The 16,304-nt window shown below is 38.8% G+C and carries 17 protein-coding genes and 3 tRNA genes; 13 read left to right on the top strand and 7 right to left on the bottom strand.

Annotated elements, in window-relative coordinates; translation table 11 throughout:
- Nucleotides 1-13: 13 nt before the first annotated feature.
- On the bottom strand, nucleotides 14-847 hold the full coding sequence (locus M2419_RS02395; RefSeq protein WP_088163631.1) for an alpha/beta fold hydrolase: 834 nt from the start codon (nucleotides 845-847) through the stop codon (nucleotides 14-16).
- 187 nt (nucleotides 848-1,034) lie between these two features.
- Here M2419_RS02395 and M2419_RS02390 point away from each other — a divergent pair.
- From M2419_RS02390 to eno, 9 genes are all read left to right on the top strand, one after another.
- Nucleotides 1,035-1,108, top strand: a tRNA-Arg gene (locus M2419_RS02390).
- 29 nt (nucleotides 1,109-1,137) lie between these two features.
- Nucleotides 1,138-1,211, top strand: a tRNA-Arg gene (locus M2419_RS02385).
- Between the two features lie 172 nt (nucleotides 1,212-1,383).
- Nucleotides 1,384-1,457, top strand: a tRNA-Arg gene (locus M2419_RS02380).
- A gap of 74 nt (nucleotides 1,458-1,531) precedes the next feature.
- A complete protein-coding gene (locus M2419_RS02375; protein WP_153845852.1) occupies nucleotides 1,532-2,101 on the top strand; it encodes an adenylate kinase in 570 nt (189 codons plus the stop codon).
- Nucleotides 2,102-2,137: 36 nt separating this feature from the next.
- Nucleotides 2,138-3,136: a GTPase ObgE gene (obgE, locus tag M2419_RS02370; RefSeq protein WP_046675449.1), complete on the top strand. Its 999-nt coding sequence runs from the start codon at nucleotides 2,138-2,140 to the stop codon at nucleotides 3,134-3,136.
- A 177-nt stretch (nucleotides 3,137-3,313) separates the two neighbouring features.
- Nucleotides 3,314-3,670, top strand: coding sequence for an NINE protein (locus M2419_RS02365; protein ID WP_088162229.1), 357 nt, complete (start codon nucleotides 3,314-3,316; stop codon nucleotides 3,668-3,670).
- Nucleotides 3,670-3,981, top strand: coding sequence for a DUF2752 domain-containing protein (locus M2419_RS02360; RefSeq protein WP_153845853.1), 312 nt, complete (start codon nucleotides 3,670-3,672; stop codon nucleotides 3,979-3,981). Before M2419_RS02365 ends, M2419_RS02360 begins: the two co-directional genes overlap by 1 nt.
- 226 nt (nucleotides 3,982-4,207) lie before the next feature.
- Entirely contained in the window at nucleotides 4,208-5,308 is a 1,101-nt protein-coding gene (gene carA, locus M2419_RS02355) for a glutamine-hydrolyzing carbamoyl-phosphate synthase small subunit (RefSeq protein ID WP_259254151.1), read from the top strand.
- A 211-nt stretch (nucleotides 5,309-5,519) separates the two neighbouring features.
- The gene (gene eno, locus M2419_RS02350) at nucleotides 5,520-6,815 is read left to right on the top strand and encodes a phosphopyruvate hydratase (protein WP_046675452.1); all 1,296 of its coding nucleotides are present in this window, start codon (nucleotides 5,520-5,522) and stop codon (nucleotides 6,813-6,815) included.
- A 110-nt stretch (nucleotides 6,816-6,925) separates the two neighbouring features.
- Here the strand turns inward: eno and M2419_RS02345 are convergent, their stop codons facing one another.
- Genes M2419_RS02345 through M2419_RS02335 form a run of 3 tightly spaced genes read right to left on the bottom strand, consistent with a single transcriptional unit; the run spans nucleotide 6,926 to nucleotide 9,653 of the window.
- Nucleotides 6,926-7,813: a DUF72 domain-containing protein gene (locus M2419_RS02345; protein ID WP_153845854.1), complete on the bottom strand. Its 888-nt coding sequence runs from the start codon at nucleotides 7,811-7,813 to the stop codon at nucleotides 6,926-6,928.
- A gap of 1 nt (nucleotide 7,814) precedes the next feature.
- Nucleotides 7,815-9,005 (bottom strand): MFS transporter, encoded by a 1,191-nt coding sequence (locus M2419_RS02340; RefSeq protein ID WP_159727632.1) that lies wholly within the window; start codon nucleotides 9,003-9,005, stop codon nucleotides 7,815-7,817.
- Nucleotides 9,006-9,011: 6 nt separating this feature from the next.
- Nucleotides 9,012-9,653 (bottom strand): YceH family protein, encoded by a 642-nt coding sequence (locus M2419_RS02335; protein WP_153845856.1) that lies wholly within the window; start codon nucleotides 9,651-9,653, stop codon nucleotides 9,012-9,014.
- Between the two features lie 158 nt (nucleotides 9,654-9,811).
- Between M2419_RS02335 and M2419_RS02330 the strand changes: the two genes are divergently transcribed.
- From M2419_RS02330 to M2419_RS02320, 3 genes are read left to right on the top strand one after another with little or no spacing between them, the layout of a single operon-like run.
- Nucleotides 9,812-10,717 carry a histone deacetylase gene (locus M2419_RS02330; RefSeq protein ID WP_182331208.1) on the top strand — a complete coding sequence of 302 codons (906 nt, stop codon included), beginning with the start codon at nucleotides 9,812-9,814 and terminating at the stop codon, nucleotides 10,715-10,717.
- A gap of 10 nt (nucleotides 10,718-10,727) precedes the next feature.
- Nucleotides 10,728-11,786: a nucleoid-associated protein gene (locus tag M2419_RS02325; RefSeq protein WP_153848845.1), complete on the top strand. Its 1,059-nt coding sequence runs from the start codon at nucleotides 10,728-10,730 to the stop codon at nucleotides 11,784-11,786.
- A gap of 20 nt (nucleotides 11,787-11,806) precedes the next feature.
- Entirely contained in the window at nucleotides 11,807-12,886 is a 1,080-nt protein-coding gene (locus M2419_RS02320) for a DUF3810 domain-containing protein (RefSeq protein ID WP_182331209.1), read from the top strand.
- A 64-nt stretch (nucleotides 12,887-12,950) separates the two neighbouring features.
- Here the strand turns inward: M2419_RS02320 and M2419_RS02315 are convergent, their stop codons facing one another.
- Both M2419_RS02315 and lpxB read right to left on the bottom strand, forming a co-directional pair.
- Nucleotides 12,951-13,586, bottom strand: a complete 636-nt coding sequence (locus M2419_RS02315; protein ID WP_153848847.1) for a hypothetical protein — start codon at nucleotides 13,584-13,586, stop codon at nucleotides 12,951-12,953.
- A 57-nt stretch (nucleotides 13,587-13,643) separates the two neighbouring features.
- On the bottom strand, nucleotides 13,644-14,759 hold the full coding sequence (gene lpxB, locus M2419_RS02310) for a lipid-A-disaccharide synthase (RefSeq protein WP_182331210.1): 1,116 nt from the start codon (nucleotides 14,757-14,759) through the stop codon (nucleotides 13,644-13,646).
- A 231-nt stretch (nucleotides 14,760-14,990) separates the two neighbouring features.
- On the opposite strand from lpxB, the gene M2419_RS02305 reads away from it, so the two are divergent.
- Entirely contained in the window at nucleotides 14,991-15,296 is a 306-nt protein-coding gene (locus M2419_RS02305; RefSeq protein WP_075993394.1) for a septum formation initiator family protein, read from the top strand.
- Nucleotides 15,297-15,382: 86 nt separating this feature from the next.
- Here M2419_RS02305 and M2419_RS02300 read toward each other — a convergent pair whose 3' ends face one another.
- Nucleotides 15,383-16,093, bottom strand: coding sequence for a DUF4397 domain-containing protein (locus M2419_RS02300; protein ID WP_153848711.1), 711 nt, complete (start codon nucleotides 16,091-16,093; stop codon nucleotides 15,383-15,385).
- Nucleotides 16,094-16,304: the final 211 nt, after the last annotated feature.

Genomic DNA, 16,304 nt, shown 5'->3' with positions numbered 1-16,304 from the left:
ACCAAGGTGATGGTTATAATGGTATATTTCGCAGGAAATCATTGAGCACCGCATTGAATTTTTCGGGTTCCTCGAGATTTGGCAGGTGCCCGGATTCTTCAAACTCCATATAGCGGACGTCGGGTATATTTTCGATAAGGATATTTGTTTGCTCTTCGCTCATCAACTTGTCGTGTTTACCTTTTATGATCAGTGTTGGAATAATAATTGTCTTCAACGAATGGGTTGTATCTGTTCGTGAAGCAAGAGCGAGTTGTGTCGCGCAAATGCTGGCGACTTCATTTCTGCGAATACAGCTTTTGATGAGTTCAACAGCTTCGGGGTTTTCACGGATTGTTTTATCGTGAAACACGTTTGCGATAAAGCCAATGGCAAATGGTCTTCTGCCATATTTTAATAAAGCCTGAATGGAATCAAAACGCTTTTGTTTGCCTTTATTGTCGTCGGAAAGGGAATTCGTGTCACAGAGGATAAGTCCTTTGAGCTGTTGTCCGATCAGTTCATAGGTCCTGAGGGCGATGTAGCCACCCATAGAGATTCCACAAAGGATGACATGATTGAGGTCGAGTTTACGAATAAACTCCACAAGATCTTTGGCAAAAACATCGACGGAGAAAAAACCATGCCCATTGGTACTTAGGCCATGTCCTCGAACATCAATGGCGATGCCTGTATAATCTTCGTCGAGTTGTAGGAGTTGTTGTTTCCAGGTGTTTTTGTTAAAGGGGAAACCATGGATGAAAATGACTGTTTTCGGAGAGGGGTATAATTTGCTTGGGCGAATATAGTAAGAGATACTGATATCTCCGATGCGGATTTTACTGAGTTTTAATTCTCTTTTGCTCATGAATGCTAACATTTGTCCGTGTCTGAAAAAAAAAGTTGATATTTTAAATATAATATTATCAACGAGATAAAAGAAATGTTGTTGTATAAAGTTTAAAAAAGAGAAAAAATGTTTGTTAAATCGATAAATATAACGATATTTGCATCACCAAAACGGAAAAGGATAACGGATTTGTTTTGGTTGCCTAGCGCTCCTAGCTCAATTGGATAGAGCATCTGACTACGAATCAGAAGGTTAGGGGTTCGACTCCCTTGGTGCGCACAAATACAGTTTTTGTATTGTTTAAAGAGGCATTCCTAGCTCAATTGGATAGAGCGTCTGACTACGGATCAGAAGGTTAGGGGTTCGACTCCCTTGGAGTGCACAAATAAAAGCCAGTCAGTTTGATTGGCTTTTTGTTTTTAGAAGCATTATTGCAGGGCAGTCGATGGAAGGAGGGAACTTCTTTTTGAAAAAAAATTTGTAAAAAAACGAATTCTGACTATATTTGCGTCACCAAAACACATGGGACAGAGTTCTAAACGTAATGGTTTATTGCGCTCCTAGCTCAATTGGATAGAGCATCTGACTACGGATCAGAAGGTTAGGGGTTCGACTCCCTTGGAGCGCACAACTGAAAAGCCTAGTCATCATCTGTGATTAGGCTTTTATTTTTTAACTCGTTTTAATTTCTTAAATAAAACTATGCTAAACCTTGTAATATTTGGCCCTCCGGGTGCAGGTAAGGGAACCCAATCTGCAAAGCTTATTGAAAAATATCAATTGGTTCATGTTTCCACTGGTGATATTTTTAGAGCACATATTAAAGGTCAAACGCCACTTGGTCAACAAGTGAGCCAGATTATTGCTGAGGGAAATTTAGTGCCAGATTCGATTACGATAGCAATGCTGGAAGAGGAAGTAAAGAAAAATCCGGATGCAAAAGGATTTATTTTTGATGGATTTCCTCGTACTGTTGCTCAAGCTGAGTCATTGGATGCTTTTTTAGAAGGTATCAATACCTCAATCTCGGTAGTAATCGCACTGGATGTGAATGAGGATGAATTGAAAGCACGCATCGCTAAACGTAAGGAAATTTCTGGTCGTGCGGATGATGATGCTGATAAATTGGTGAAGCGTATTGATGAATATTTCACGAAGACGATTCATGTGTTGCCGTATTATGAGGCACAAGGTAAACTTTCTAAAGTGAATGGTATCGGTGATATCGATTCTATCTTTAAAAGTTTAACAGATATCATCGATAATTATTAATTAAAATAAGTACTTTTTAGACTGTAATAAATTGTAATGGCGCAAGGTTCGAATTTTGTTGATTATGTGAAAGTGTGTTGTCGTTCTGGACATGGTGGGGCAGGTTCGGCTCATTTGCACCGTGACAAGCACACAGCTACCGGTGGACCCGATGGTGGTGACGGCGGTCGTGGAGGGCATATTATACTGAAAGGAACGACTAATCTCTGGACGTTACTCCATTTAAAATATCGTAAGCATATTATTGCGTCAAACGGTGAGTCTGGCGGCAGTTCTTTGCGTACGGGGGCAACTGGACGTGATGAGATCTTGGAAGTGCCATTGGGTACGATTGCGAAGGATGCAGAGACGGGAGAGGTGTTGTTCGATATCACAGAAGACGGTGAAACCAGAATATTGGTTCCGGGAGGAAAAGGCGGGCTGGGCAACTGGCATTTTAAGTCGCCTACGCAGCAGACACCACGGTTTTCTCAACCTGGTCTTCCTGGTAAAGAACAGTGGATGATTCTCGAATTGAAGGTTCTTGCTGATGTTGGGTTGGTTGGATTCCCAAATGCTGGTAAATCAACGTTGTTGTCAGTCGTCTCTGCTGCGAAACCAGAAATCGCGAATTACCCCTTTACAACACTGGTGCCTAATTTGGGTATGGTGAGCTACCGGGATAACCGTTCCTTTGTTATGGCCGATATTCCGGGTATTATCGAAGGGGCTTCAGAAGGAAAGGGATTAGGGTATCGTTTCTTGCGGCATATCGAGCGAAATTCTGTTTTGCTGTTTATGGTGCCGGCCGATACCGATCGGACGATCCGTGAGGAGTACGCAATCTTATTGAATGAACTGACTGCATATAATCCGGAATTGGCAGATAAACCCAAATTGCTGGCTATTACCAAGTCTGATATGCTCGATGAGGAGCTGGAGAAGGAAATGGAGCAGGAGCTACCGGAAGATGTACCCTATATTTTCATTTCTTCGGTGACAGGTAAAAATATATTACCATTGAAAGATATGATCTGGAAAGCAATCAACTCCTAAAGGTTGAATATATAAACAGAAAAGGCGCTCCATACCGTGAAGCGCCTTTTCTGTTTATATTAAATGCTATATGTTGCTAAAAAAAGAACATTTTATAAGTTTTTTTGTTAATTTCATGCTATTATTTTATTCCGGATGGAAGGCTGGTTTTTAGCCCCATTACCAAATTAAATCTAAATGAAAACAGAAGACGAAAAGTATTGCGTAGAATGCGGCAAGTTGATCAATATCAAGGCCGAGGTTTGTCCCTATTGTGGCGTAAGACAGCCTATATTTTATGCCAATCAACCCTTTCAGCAACAAAATAACACGTTTCAGGATGACAGATGGTTGCCGGCATTGTTATTTTGCTTTTTTCTAGGCCCTTTTGGAGCACATCGGTTCTATTTGGGGCAAATTGGTACCGCCGTTATTCAGCTGCTTACCTTGGGCGGATGTGGTATCTGGTATTTAATCGATTTGATTATGATTCTTGTCGGTAAATATAAGGATGCAGATGGCAATTACATTAAGAGTCCTATAAACAATAATTAATGATTTATATGCTGCTGAAATACCTTAAATATCATTGGATCTATTCGTTGGTATTGGGGTATTTCGGGATTGCTATAAGCTTATATCTTTTCACGGATATCCATATTCTTGTTCCTTGCCTTTGGAAGGCTGCGAGTGGCTATGATTGTCCGGGATGTGGTCTTACTACCGCGCTGATTGCCTTGTTGCGCTTGGAGTTTCGAGAAGCGTGGCTAGAGAATCCGTTGATTTATATGCTTGTTCCGCTATTGACAGGTCTGATTTTGAGAGACTTTGCAACGTTTTGGAGGAGAGAATTAGTTGAAGAATAAAAAAACAAAAAATGTTTTCACTTTTAAGTGATATGTCGTAACTTTGTCTCCCGTGAAAATTAGAGTAGAGTCTTTATTGGTAGGTGCCTTAGGAAACGGTTTGTCAATCGTGATGATGCATTGTTAATTGATATTTAGCCCATTTGAGGGCTTTTTTTATATCCAATCAAGAACGCTTTAAAATTCATAAAAGTAAGGATACACATTTTATAATATTACATCGATAATGACCAACTACAGCAAATTGCCTGCAATTTTAGTTTTAGAAGATGGTACAGTTTATCACGGTAAAGCCGCTGGTAAAATTGGTACGACTACTGGGGAAATCTGTTTCAATACAGGAACAACTGGTTATCAAGAGATTTTCACAGATCCATCTTATTTTGGACAAATCATGGTAACCACCAATGCTCATATTGGTAACTATGGTATTGATGAGGATGATACCGAATCAAATCAAATTCAGATTGCGGGACTAGTTTGTAAGAACTACAACATCAACTATAGCCGTAAAATGGCTGATGAATCTATCCAAAGCTACTTTGAAGAGGGTAATTTAGTTGGTATTTCTGATGTGGATACCCGTTCATTGGTGCGACATATCCGTGATAAAGGTGCGATGAATGCGATTATTTCTTCAGAAACATTGGATGTTGAAGAATTAAAACGTCAATTGGCTGAAGTTCCTTCAATGGATGGACTTGAGCTGTCTTCAAAAGTAACAACAGCCGAGCCTTATTTCTTCGGTAATGAAAATGCTTCGTTACGTGTGGCAGTTTTGGACTTGGGAATCAAGAAAAATATCTTGCGCAATTTTGAGGCTCGTGATGTATATACGAAGGTTTTTCCAGCGAAAACAACATTTGAGGAAATGGAGAAATGGAATCCGGACGGTTATTTCATTTCCAATGGCCCTGGCGATCCAGCACCAATGGATTATGCAATCGATACGGTAAAAGCTATTTTGAATGCAAATAAACCGATGTTTGGTATTTGTTTAGGTCACCAGATCTTAGCATTGGCAAATGGTATCCGCACAAGCAAATTGCATAACGGACACCGTGGTATCAATCACCCGGTGAAGAATATTATCGCTAATCGTTGTGAAATAACTTCGCAGAACCACGGTTTTGGGGTTGTGGCTGAAGATGTCCAAAATTCTGAGAACGTCGAAATTACACACGTTAATTTGAACGATCAGTCTATCGAAGGTATCCGTATCAAAGGACAGAAAGCATTTTCGGTGCAATATCACCCAGAATCATCACCGGGTCCACATGACTCGCGCTACTTGTTTGATGATTTTGTAGCGATGATCAAAAACTAAGTTGTACAATATTATATAAAAAACCCTTCAGATCTTGAAGGGTTTTTTATTGTATTTATTTGAACAGTTATGCCGATGGGGCATATTTTATTCATAATAAATAGGGGAATAAATACATTTTTTATTATATTTGATTGTGAAAAATGTCTGTAGACAAGAGTGTGTCTTATCTACACTAAGTAATGAAAATAAATTATAGTCTAATAAAGAGATGAGTTTAATTATCGATGTTCATGCGCGTCAAATTTTGGATTCGCGCGGTAACCCTACAATTGAGGTAGATGTTACTACACAAAATGGTTTTGTTGGTCGTGCAGCTGTTCCTTCAGGTGCTTCAACTGGTATTCACGAAGCAGTAGAATTGCGTGATGGTGACAAGTCAAAATATCTAGGAAAAGGTGTTTTGAAAGCGGTTGAGAATGTAAATACTAAAATTGCAAAAGCACTAGAAGGTGTAGATGTTTTCGAGCAAAATGCCATCGATAAAATCATGATTGATTTAGACGGTAGCGAAAATAAAGGAAACTTGGGTGCAAATGCTATTTTAGGAGTTTCTTTAGCTGTAGCGAAAGCTGCTGCTCAAGAGTCACGTCAACCATTATACCGTTATATCGGTGGTGTAAATGCGAACACGTTGCCTATCCCTATGATGAATATCATCAATGGTGGTTCACACTCTGATGCACCTATCGCATTTCAGGAATTTATGATCATGCCTGTGGGTGCGCCTTCATTCTCTGAGGCTTTGCGTTGGGGTACTGAGGTTTTCCATACCTTGAAAAAAATCTTACATGACAGAGGTCTTTCAACTGCAGTAGGTGATGAAGGTGGTTTTGCGCCAACTTTTGAAGGTACTGAGGATGCTATCGAAACAGTTTTGAAAGCGATTGAAATCGCTGGTTACAAACCAGGTCAAGATGTTTGTTTAGCGTTGGATTGTGCTTCTTCTGAGTTCTACAAAGACGGTAAATACGATTATACGAAGTTTGAAGGTGATAAAGGTGCTGTACGTTCTAGTGAAGAACAAGCAAGCTATTTGGCTGAATTAACAGCTAAATACCCTATTATTTCTATCGAAGATGGTATGGCTGAAGATGATTGGGCTGGATGGAAAACATTGACTGATAAAATCGGTGACCATGTTCAATTAGTAGGTGATGATCTTTTTGTTACAAATACAAAACGTCTTCAACAAGGAATTGATACCCATACAGCGAATTCAATTTTAGTGAAAGTAAATCAAATCGGTTCATTGACTGAAACGATCAATGCGGTTACTTTAGCTCAAAATTCTGGTTATACTTCGGTGATGTCACACCGTTCTGGCGAGACTGAAGATGCGACTATCGCTGACTTAGCTGTAGCATTGAACTGTGGACAGATCAAAACTGGTTCTGCTTCACGTTCTGACCGTATGGCTAAATACAATCAATTGTTGCGTATCGAAGAAGAATTGGGTGGTAATGCCCGTTTCATCGGTAAAAACTTTAAATACGCTAAAAAATAAGCTAAAGCTTGATTTTTAATATAAAAAGCCGAAGTATTCTCTACTTCGGCTTTTTTTGTGGGCAATTTTTTTTCTATTGGTGCATCGGGGACCGGATCTGATAACCTGTCTTAGAATAAGGTATTTCCTGTGTTTTTGTTGGGATAGGTTAGATCCAAGTCGAATGTTGTATTCAGTTTTTTGATAAAATGTGTCGCCAGTAACGGTGATTCCACCTCAATATTCTGGTGGATAAAGAAATACAATTTTTGCAATCCATTTTCCCGCCATAGTTTCAGAACATCGATCCATTGATCCAGTCGATCATAGTCTGTTGCATGATTTGCACCTACATACCGTACGAAAGCAATCGGCGTGGTCAGGCGCATATGGAGCATGTCTCTACGGCCTGCAGTATCGACCAGTACATTGGTCACATTGGTTTCCTCCAACAGTGCATAGAGTTCTTTTGTTACTTCGGGTTTGGAAAACCAATCTTTATTTCGGACTTCCAACGCTAGCGGGACTTCTTTTGGCCAGTCATGAAGAAATAGTTTTAAACGGGCCATGTCCTTTGGATTATAATTGTCGTGCATCTGAAGAAAAGCCATACCCAGTTTTTCATCGAAATGAACAATGGAGTCCGTAAATAATTTTACTTTATCACCCGTATTTAATAGTCTGCTGAAATGGCTGATGGATTGTGGTATTTTTGGGAAGAACTTGAAGTTCGCAGGTGTTTTCTTTTTCCAGGTCTCTACCTGGTCTATGCCAGGTGAATTGTAGAATGTAGCATTGAGTTCAATGCTGTTAAACTGTGTGGAGTAATAGGCAAGTTCGTCTTTTGTGCCTCTGGGATAAAAGCCCTTTAAATCTTGTTTATTCCATTTTGCACAACCTACAGATACCTCAAAAGGTTTGTCTATTTTGAAGTGCTGTAATAAGGTTAAGGTTTCTGGTGTAGTAGGAGGAAGGGTAAAATCGATTTCCTCGGGATGTTCTACTTGGCCGAATTTCATATCAGTTTTTTCTTAATTTATAATCAAATAATAGATGAGCCAACAATGCCAACAGCGTATAACATGTGCCTACGAAAATAACACCGGGCCATTGGAAGTGTTGCCATGCTTGTGCAGCAAAAAAAGTGCCTGTTGATCCACCAATAAAATAGCTGACCATATATACGGTATTTAGTCGGTTGTTGGCACCGAGGTTTAGCGCATAGAAATCGCTTTGATTTAGGATATGCATCGACTGTAGGCCAAGATCGATAAGAATAACACCGAGGATCAGGCCCCAATAGTAATTGCCGAAGAGGGCGAATAATAACCAGCTGATTAACATCAATAGGATCGCGTACAAGATGATTTTTGCTTTGCCTATATAAATGGTTAGTTTATTGACAAAAGCAGCGGCAAGCGCCCCACAGGCACCTACAAGGCCAAAGGCTCCTGCGGTTGCGGGGCCATCAAAGAAAGGTGGGGCTGCAAGATGGAAAACAAGCGTTGTAAAAAATGCAGAAAAAGCCCCAAATCCCATGGCTCCACGAAATGCAGCCAGCTGTAATACAGGTTGTTTTCTGGCAAAGTTCCAGACTGATCGCATCAATTCCTTATAAGAACCTTTAAAATTAGGCAGTACCTCTGGTAGCTTGAATGCGATGGTGATGGCTGTAATGACCATAATTGCTGACGCTATCCAATACATTTCGCGCCAGCCAAAGTAGGAGCCAACAAACCCGCTTACAACCCTAGAGAGTAATATACCGATCAGCAGACCCGACATTACCATACCAATCGCTGAAGCCTGCTTTTCTTTGCTCGCAAGTTCGGCAGCCATGGGTACAAAAACCTGTGGAATAACAGATGTGAAACCTATCAGAAAGCTGAATAGCAAGATAGATAGGATAGAAGTGGACATGGCCATACCTACCAAAGAAAAAATGATGAAAAAGAAATCGATCAAGATCATTTTCTTTCTCTTAAACATATCCCCTAAGGGAACGATCAGTAACAGGCCAAAGGCATATCCGATCTGCGTTAACATGGCCGAATTACTGACCATAGCCTCGTCAATATGTAGGTCTTTGGCAATCAAGCCCAATAGTGGTTGATTGTAATAATTATTGGCGACAACTAAGCCTGTGGCGATGGTCATCAACCACAAGGTTGCTTTGGATATTTCGTTTTTTGAATCTATTGTTTGCGACATGAGCAATTAATGTAATTCATCCCAGAGATCCTGAAATTGCTGTTTCAATGTTGCAACTTCCTGTTCCAATTGTGCAATTCGATCGAGCAAGATCTGGTCGTTCGAGGAGCTGCTCACCGGACCATTATTTTCATAGGCCTCCAGATTGATTTCTCCTAATAAATGGATGTAGCGGACTTCTTTATGTCCCATTTGTTTAGGTAGGGACTTAAGATAGCCTTCTTGTCCCAATTTTTCCAATTGTTCATTGATTTCACCCAACGATTCAAATTCATAAAGTCTTCCGGAGTTTGAATTAATTTCGCCGGCGGTCAGTGGTCCTCTGAGTAGCAATAAACAGACAATGGTTAATTCAGAGGGAACCAGTGGAAATTGTATGGCAAAATTGTGTTTGTACTTTGTTACACGAGATCCACCGCCAACAACTGTCGAGATTAAGCCCTTTTTCTTTAATATATCCAATGTCGCAATAATATCTTCTTCTGTATATTGTACAACCGGTTTGCGGGAAGTCTTTTGGTTACAAGCAGCTTGTAAGCTGTTGATTGTCATTGGGTAATATTCTGGAGTTACTTTTGATTTTTCGATTAGTGAGCCTAGTACACGTTGTTCCATGGCAGACAATTGGGGCAAATTAGTTGTTTCCATTTATTTTGAAGAATATAAATTTATGATCGAATACAAGTATGCTGTTATGGCAACATAACATTGGCTTGCTGTTTGTTTCTTCTCAAAGATGCCCTTTTTCTCATATAACTCCAAAAGATCTTTTTCTTATCTTCGCATGAGTAATAGAAGATTTTAAGGTGCTTAAGATAGCTTTTCGTCAAGAATTTGTCCATTCCGTCAAAGAGGGGCATCGATTTCCGATGCTGAAGTACGAGTTGATTCCTTTACAGTTAAAACATGAAGGTCTGGCAGACGAGTCAAGTTTTTTCAGTCCTGAGCTCGCGAGTTTTGAAACATGCTGTTTGGTCCATGATCCAGTGTATGTAAAGCAGTTGTTTGAGCTTACTTTGGATTCCAAGATGGTTCGTAGAATAGGTTTTCCATTAAGTCAAAGCCTTGTTGATCGGGAGCGATATATCCTTGATGGGACGATCCGAAGTGCTAAATATGCACTTGAATATGGTGTTGCTTTTACCATTGCAGGGGGGACACATCATGCAGGTTATGATTTTGGCGAAGGCTTCTGTTTGATGAATGATCAAGCGACTGCCGCCGGCTACTTGTTGAAGTATAAATATGCTAGCCGTATCCTCATCATTGACCTGGATGTGCACCAAGGAAATGGTACCGCCCATATTTTTGAGGGGCATAATCAGGTGTTTACCTTTTCAATGCATGGTGAGAAAAACTATCCCTTTGTCAAACAGCGTTCCCATTTGGATATTGGCTTAGCAGATCATATTACGGATATGGAATACCTCACTTTATTGGAAGAAAGTTTGGTTGATGTATTTCGGGAATTTGAGCCTGATTTCGTTTTCTACCAGGCTGGGGTAGATATTTTGGAAACAGATAAGTTGGGTAAATTGAACTTAAGCAGCAGTACCTGTCATCGAAGAGATGAATTGGTCTTTAAAATGTGCCATAAACACAATATCCCTGTTCAAGTAAGTATGGGAGGAGGTTATTCTCCTGAAATTAAAGATATTGTCAATGCACATTGTCAGACTTTTAGAATAGCAATAGATATATATAATTTATAAGATAAGAAATATGTTTTTTCACCAAGATGCAACTTTTGAAGCGTTATCTATTCATCGTGTAGGCAATAAAGCGCAAGATGAATTTTATATTTTGTCGGATGCCCCGGTATCTCTTGAAGGAGATGAAGTGTTACCTGGACTCCTGATGCAGTATTTTATGAGTCCTTTTGCAAAGGTGAATGAGGTATATCGCTTATATCATCCCAATGGAGAGTTGGAGCTGAATGAGATTTTCTATTTTGCAAGACAGTATTTTAAGGAGCAGCTTCCATTTCATGATTTTTCCCAACAAATTTCAAAACACCTTTATGAGGTATCCAACCATCCTAAAATTAAGGCTGGAGAGGTGTATGTAGTTGCCTTAAAGAATGTACAGATCGAGGGGGAAGAACATGATGCGATTGGTATCTTCAAATCTGAGAATAAAGAGACTTATCTGAAAGTATATCCGGAGCAAGGTGCTTTTATGTTGGAATATGAGCAGGAGGCGATCAATATCAATAAACTGGACAAGGGCTGTATTATTGTTAATGTAGAAGAAGAAGAAGGTTATAAGGTGCTGGTGCTCGATCAGACAAACCGTCAACAGGAGGCTGTGTATTGGAAAGATGAGTTTCTGCAGCTTCGCGTGCGTAACGATAATTTCAATCAAACGGGGAATTACCTGAAAGTGTACAAGAACTTTGTTCAGGAAAAATTAGACGAAACATTTGAATTGGAGAAAGCGGACAAGATTGATCTGATGAACAAATCCATGAATTACTTTAAGGAAAAGGAAACTTTTGTCCAGGAAGAGTTTGAGGAGGAAGTATTGGGCAACCCGCAGGCGATTGCTTTATTTCAGGACTTTAAAGCTGGTTTTGAAGATGAATTTGACTCTCCATTTCAGGCAAGTTTTGAAATAGCAGATAAAGCGGTGAAAAAAATGGAATCTTCTTATAAGTCTGTTTTAAAGCTAGATAAGAATTTTCATATCTATGTTCATGGTAAACGTGAATATCTTGAGAAGGGTTACGATGAGGATAAAGGCATGAATTATTACAAGGTCTATTTTGAGAACGAAAGTTAATCGTTTTATATCTTATTTGAATGGAAAAGCGCGATAAAATAGCTGTTTTCACGCTGCTGTTACTTCTGATTGGAATTTTTATTTTCTCCCTGATTGAGAAACATAGCCAATGGATTGAGGACTTTTATGCACGCGGCTTTTACCGCTCCTATAGCCATGTACCAAGATTTATTTTTGGTTATGTTCCTTTTAGTTTAGGTGATCTATTTTATACTATAGTAGTTGGATTGCTACTTTATTCAATTGCTAAATTCATCGGAAATTTATGGAAAGGAAGATGGAAAAATTCCTTTCGTCCGGTTCTATTTATCATAAACTTGTTATTGGGTCTCTATTTTTTCTTTTACCTATCTTGGGGCCTGAATTATTATCGTGAACCAATCAGTACCAATGCCAATTTGCAAGTTGATAGCTTAAAGTTAGCCGATTATCTCGTGGTTTTGAATGGGTTTCTGGACAGTACAAATAATTTAAGGGAACAAGTGGATCCATCCCAATGGGAAGAGCATAAAGAAACTATTCAAACGGATTTGAGTACATGGGTACAACTGGATACGGCTTTTGCTGATTTCTTGTCAAGGGGTCAAATTAGGGCAAAATCACCAATAAATAGCAGGATAGTCTCTTTTTTTGGTGTCTCGGGCTATTTTAATCCATTTACTCATGAAGCACAGGTTAATAAAGCAATGCCAGTAACCTTTTTACCTTTTACAACAGTGCATGAACTTGCGCATCAACAGGGAATTGGTTTTGAAGACGAGGCGAATTTTATAGCTTTTGTTCGCTTACAGCAACATCCACAGTCCTTTTACCGATACTCGGCTTATCTACAGACCACGCTTTATATGTTACGTGAACTGCAGGGTATGTATCCTGATTTAGGAAAGGATTACAAGGGAAGATTAAGCGCGAAAGTATTGAAAGACGTGGAAAAAGAAAGGTATTTTTGGAGTCAATACACGGGTTGGGTCGACGATGTGATGGGATTGTTTTATAATCAATACCTGAAACATAACAATCAACAGGAAGGAATAGCACGGTACGACCGTATGACGCGGTTGGTATTGGCCTATGAGCTTAAAAGAAAAGGGTGTAGATAATAATGAACCCATAAAAAAGGCGTATTATTCTCTAATACGCCTTTTTTATGGGTTAAGGATTTCGTTATTGTGTTGAAATTAGTTCAAATGTACCCTCAGTGCCGGCACTGCCAGAATAAATTTGTCCTTGAGGCAACCCTCTCAATCCGGTGGGAGCAGTTTTAATCCGATCATAGATGTTTCTCAAGTCTGTGTTTGCATTGACAGCCCGCCCACCTGCAGCTACGTCTCCATAGATATAGTTCGCAGCCTTTTTGTTTGTTGTTTGCGGTTTGAGACTGCCATCTGTTAAAGTGACTTTAATTTTTCCTCCGTTCCCATTGGGAAAAGTTTTAGTGCCATTAAAAGCATCATCTCCCTTTGCAATGATATAAAGGGAGCCTAATTTTTGAAAATTAGCATTGATGTCAAAATTTGCACCGTTATTCTTCCCATCGGTTCCATAGATGGTTGCTTTATTTCCAATTTCAGCATAACCAATCGTTAGCTTAACATTTTTCTTGCCATAGAACGAAAGGGTAGCATTGTCTTTCATGATTAAAGTATCGATGTGCATGACGACAGTTGAGTCTCTATTATCGATATTTTTTTTTGCCTTTTTGCCAATTTCCAGTTTAGAAATATGTTGTGTTTCTTGTGCTTTCCCAGTGAAGGACATTGCAAAGCAAAGAAAAAAGCCTAGAATAAATTTAAATTTCATAAAACTTTTAATTAATTGTAACTAACTAGTAGTTTGACAAATAAAAGGTAAAAGAGTTTAAATTTTAGCGAGATATTTTACAATTAATTTGGCAGTTTTCTCTGATGCGCCAGGAGAACCTAGTTTTTCGGCCAAAATATCGTAGTTTTCCATCACACTTGCGCGATGAGCTTTGTTATTGATAAGTTCACCTACTTCATATGAAATATCGTATGCCGTGCAGTCGTCTTGAATCAATTCCCTTACTGATAAGAAATTATTAATTAGATTCACTAGAGAGATAAATTTAACCTTGATGACTAATTTGGCTATCCATACAGATATTGGGTTAGCTTTATAAACGACAACTTGAGGTACTTTCAGAATACCTGTTTCAAGAGTAGCCGTCCCACTTGTAACGACTGCGGCTTCTGCGTTATGGAGAATATCGTAGGTTTGATCGAAGATCACGGGAATATCAATACCTTTAAAAAACTGCTTGTAGTAGGCTTCATCAAAATTAGGAGCACCGGCAATGACAAATTGATGAACAGGAAAGAAAAAGGGAAGTTCGGCCATGATAGGAAGAAGCTTGGAAATTTCCATTTCCCGGCTTCCTGGTAAAAGGGCGATCAGGGGTTTTTCTGAAAGTCCATTTTGTGCTCTAAATTGGGGATTGAAATTATAGGTTGAAATCGCATCTAACAGCGGGTTTCCAACGTAATCAACGGGCATGCGCCACTTCTTATAAAAATCTACCTCAAAAGGCAAAATACAAAACATATGATCAACAATCCGTTTGATTTTCTTTACGCGATCTTGATTCCAGGCCCACACTTTAGGGGAAATATAGTAGCATGTTTTGATTCCATGTTTTTTTGCAAAATCAGCAATTTTCAAATTGAAGCCCGGGAAATCTATTAGAATGACGGTGTCCGGTTTTTCTTTTAATAGATCATTTTTAACAAGTTTGAGATTTCTAGATATCTTTGGCAGATTTTTTAAAACTTCTATAAAGCCCATAAAAGCCATTTCTGAGGTATGTATCAACGCTTTTTTTTTGGCCTCTGCTTGCATTAGATTCCCCCCGACTATTTGGAAAGTCGCATTGGGGTCTTCAATTTTTAATGCTTTAATAAGATTGGCACCATGTAAGTCCCCTGAAGTTTCACCTGCAATAAGATAGTATTTCATATGTCAACGATTTATTCTTTAATGATCACATGGAATATCTTTTTATCGTTAAAACTGCGTTTAGTCTTAACGATGGATATTTCATTGAAATGATCGTTTTTGAACTGTTAAAGATAAGATTATTCTAGGTATATGATGACTTTGAATATATTATTCCATATCTTTAATTAAAGATGTTCAACTTTTGAAGAAAATATCCTAAGTATAAAAGCTAAATAGTATTTTTGTCTTATGCAACGATTGTGGTCTTTAATAAGAAATAAGTATTTGTTAGCCGCTTTGGCTTTTCTCGTGTGGATGTTGTTTTTTGATCGAAATGACTTTGCTACGCAGTATAGTTATCAAAAACAGAAAGCAAATTTGGAAAGTGAACGCTCCTTCTACCTGAAGGAAAATGCCGCCATCATTAAAACAATTAACGATATTCGATCAAATCCGCAGGAAGTACAACGTATTGCTCGTGAGAAGTATAAGATGAAAAAAGATAATGAGGATATTTATGTGATTACTAAAGTAGCAGCTAAAGAGAATCATTAAGATCTACAGTATAATATAAAATGAAAAACAACGGCCATCATGTTTACATGACGGCCGTTGTTATAAAGTATATAGATATGGGTATTTTAATTTGCGGCTTGTGCTACTAAACCAATATATAATGGTTTCTTTTCATCATTAGCCTTGCCTATGAGTATTAATGAATAATAATAGCCTTCAACCAATTTAATGTCGCTGCGTGTTGCGATTGTTTTTCCGGCTTTATCACGAGCTGTGACGGTGAATGTGCCGCTCTTTTGAGCGATAAATCCCTGATGGGCACTTGCCGAATTCTGTGTTTCTTGTGCTCTATTTGTCCATTCTGAAGGCGAAGCCTGATCGCCTATTTTTAAGCTAACTAAATCTGTACCTTCAGCAAGATTAAAGAAGCGTAAACCAGACTCTGTATTTTTGATGTCTTTATTGATTCGATCTGTGGTGATCACCTGTACGGGTTTGGATTTAGTTCCAAATAAAAAGGATGTATATATGGTGCTGTCTTTGATTGTTACAGTTGTATCCGTTAATTTAGTGTTATATTCAGCGGAAACTGTAATTCTACGTGCTCCTGTAAATAAGCCAATTTGAGCATAACTTTTGAATCCCAATGGATAATTGGGGTTTTGAAGCGAGCCTCCGTCTGCGAAATATATAACTGCATTCGCATCCGTGTATCCATTGACCATGGTAAGCAACGCAGCAGGAATTGGCTGGTCATCGTTATCTTTTAGACAGCTTGTTAGAAAGAGGGCCGCTAAAGCAATAGCAATAAAATTAAATAATCTATAGTTTTTCATATCCGTGTAATATTAAAATCTGTTTTTGTGACTCACATTGCGCTTGTGTTGTCTATTATACGGAGATGACTGACACTTTGCTACAGCGATTTGTAAAAATAATAAAAATCCATATTCAGACCTCGTTTTTTATTCAGATGGCCTTTGTAAATCAGTTTTTAAAGATGGTGGCTTTGGGATCGGTAACAGATGAATATGGTTTCTAGGTAAA

Origin of the sequence: Sphingobacterium sp. BIGb0116, from assembly GCF_024808035.1 — a bacterium.
Classification (GTDB): Bacteria; Bacteroidota; Bacteroidia; order Sphingobacteriales; family Sphingobacteriaceae; genus Sphingobacterium; species Sphingobacterium paramultivorum.
This window is presented reverse-complemented; position numbering and strand designations above follow the sequence as displayed.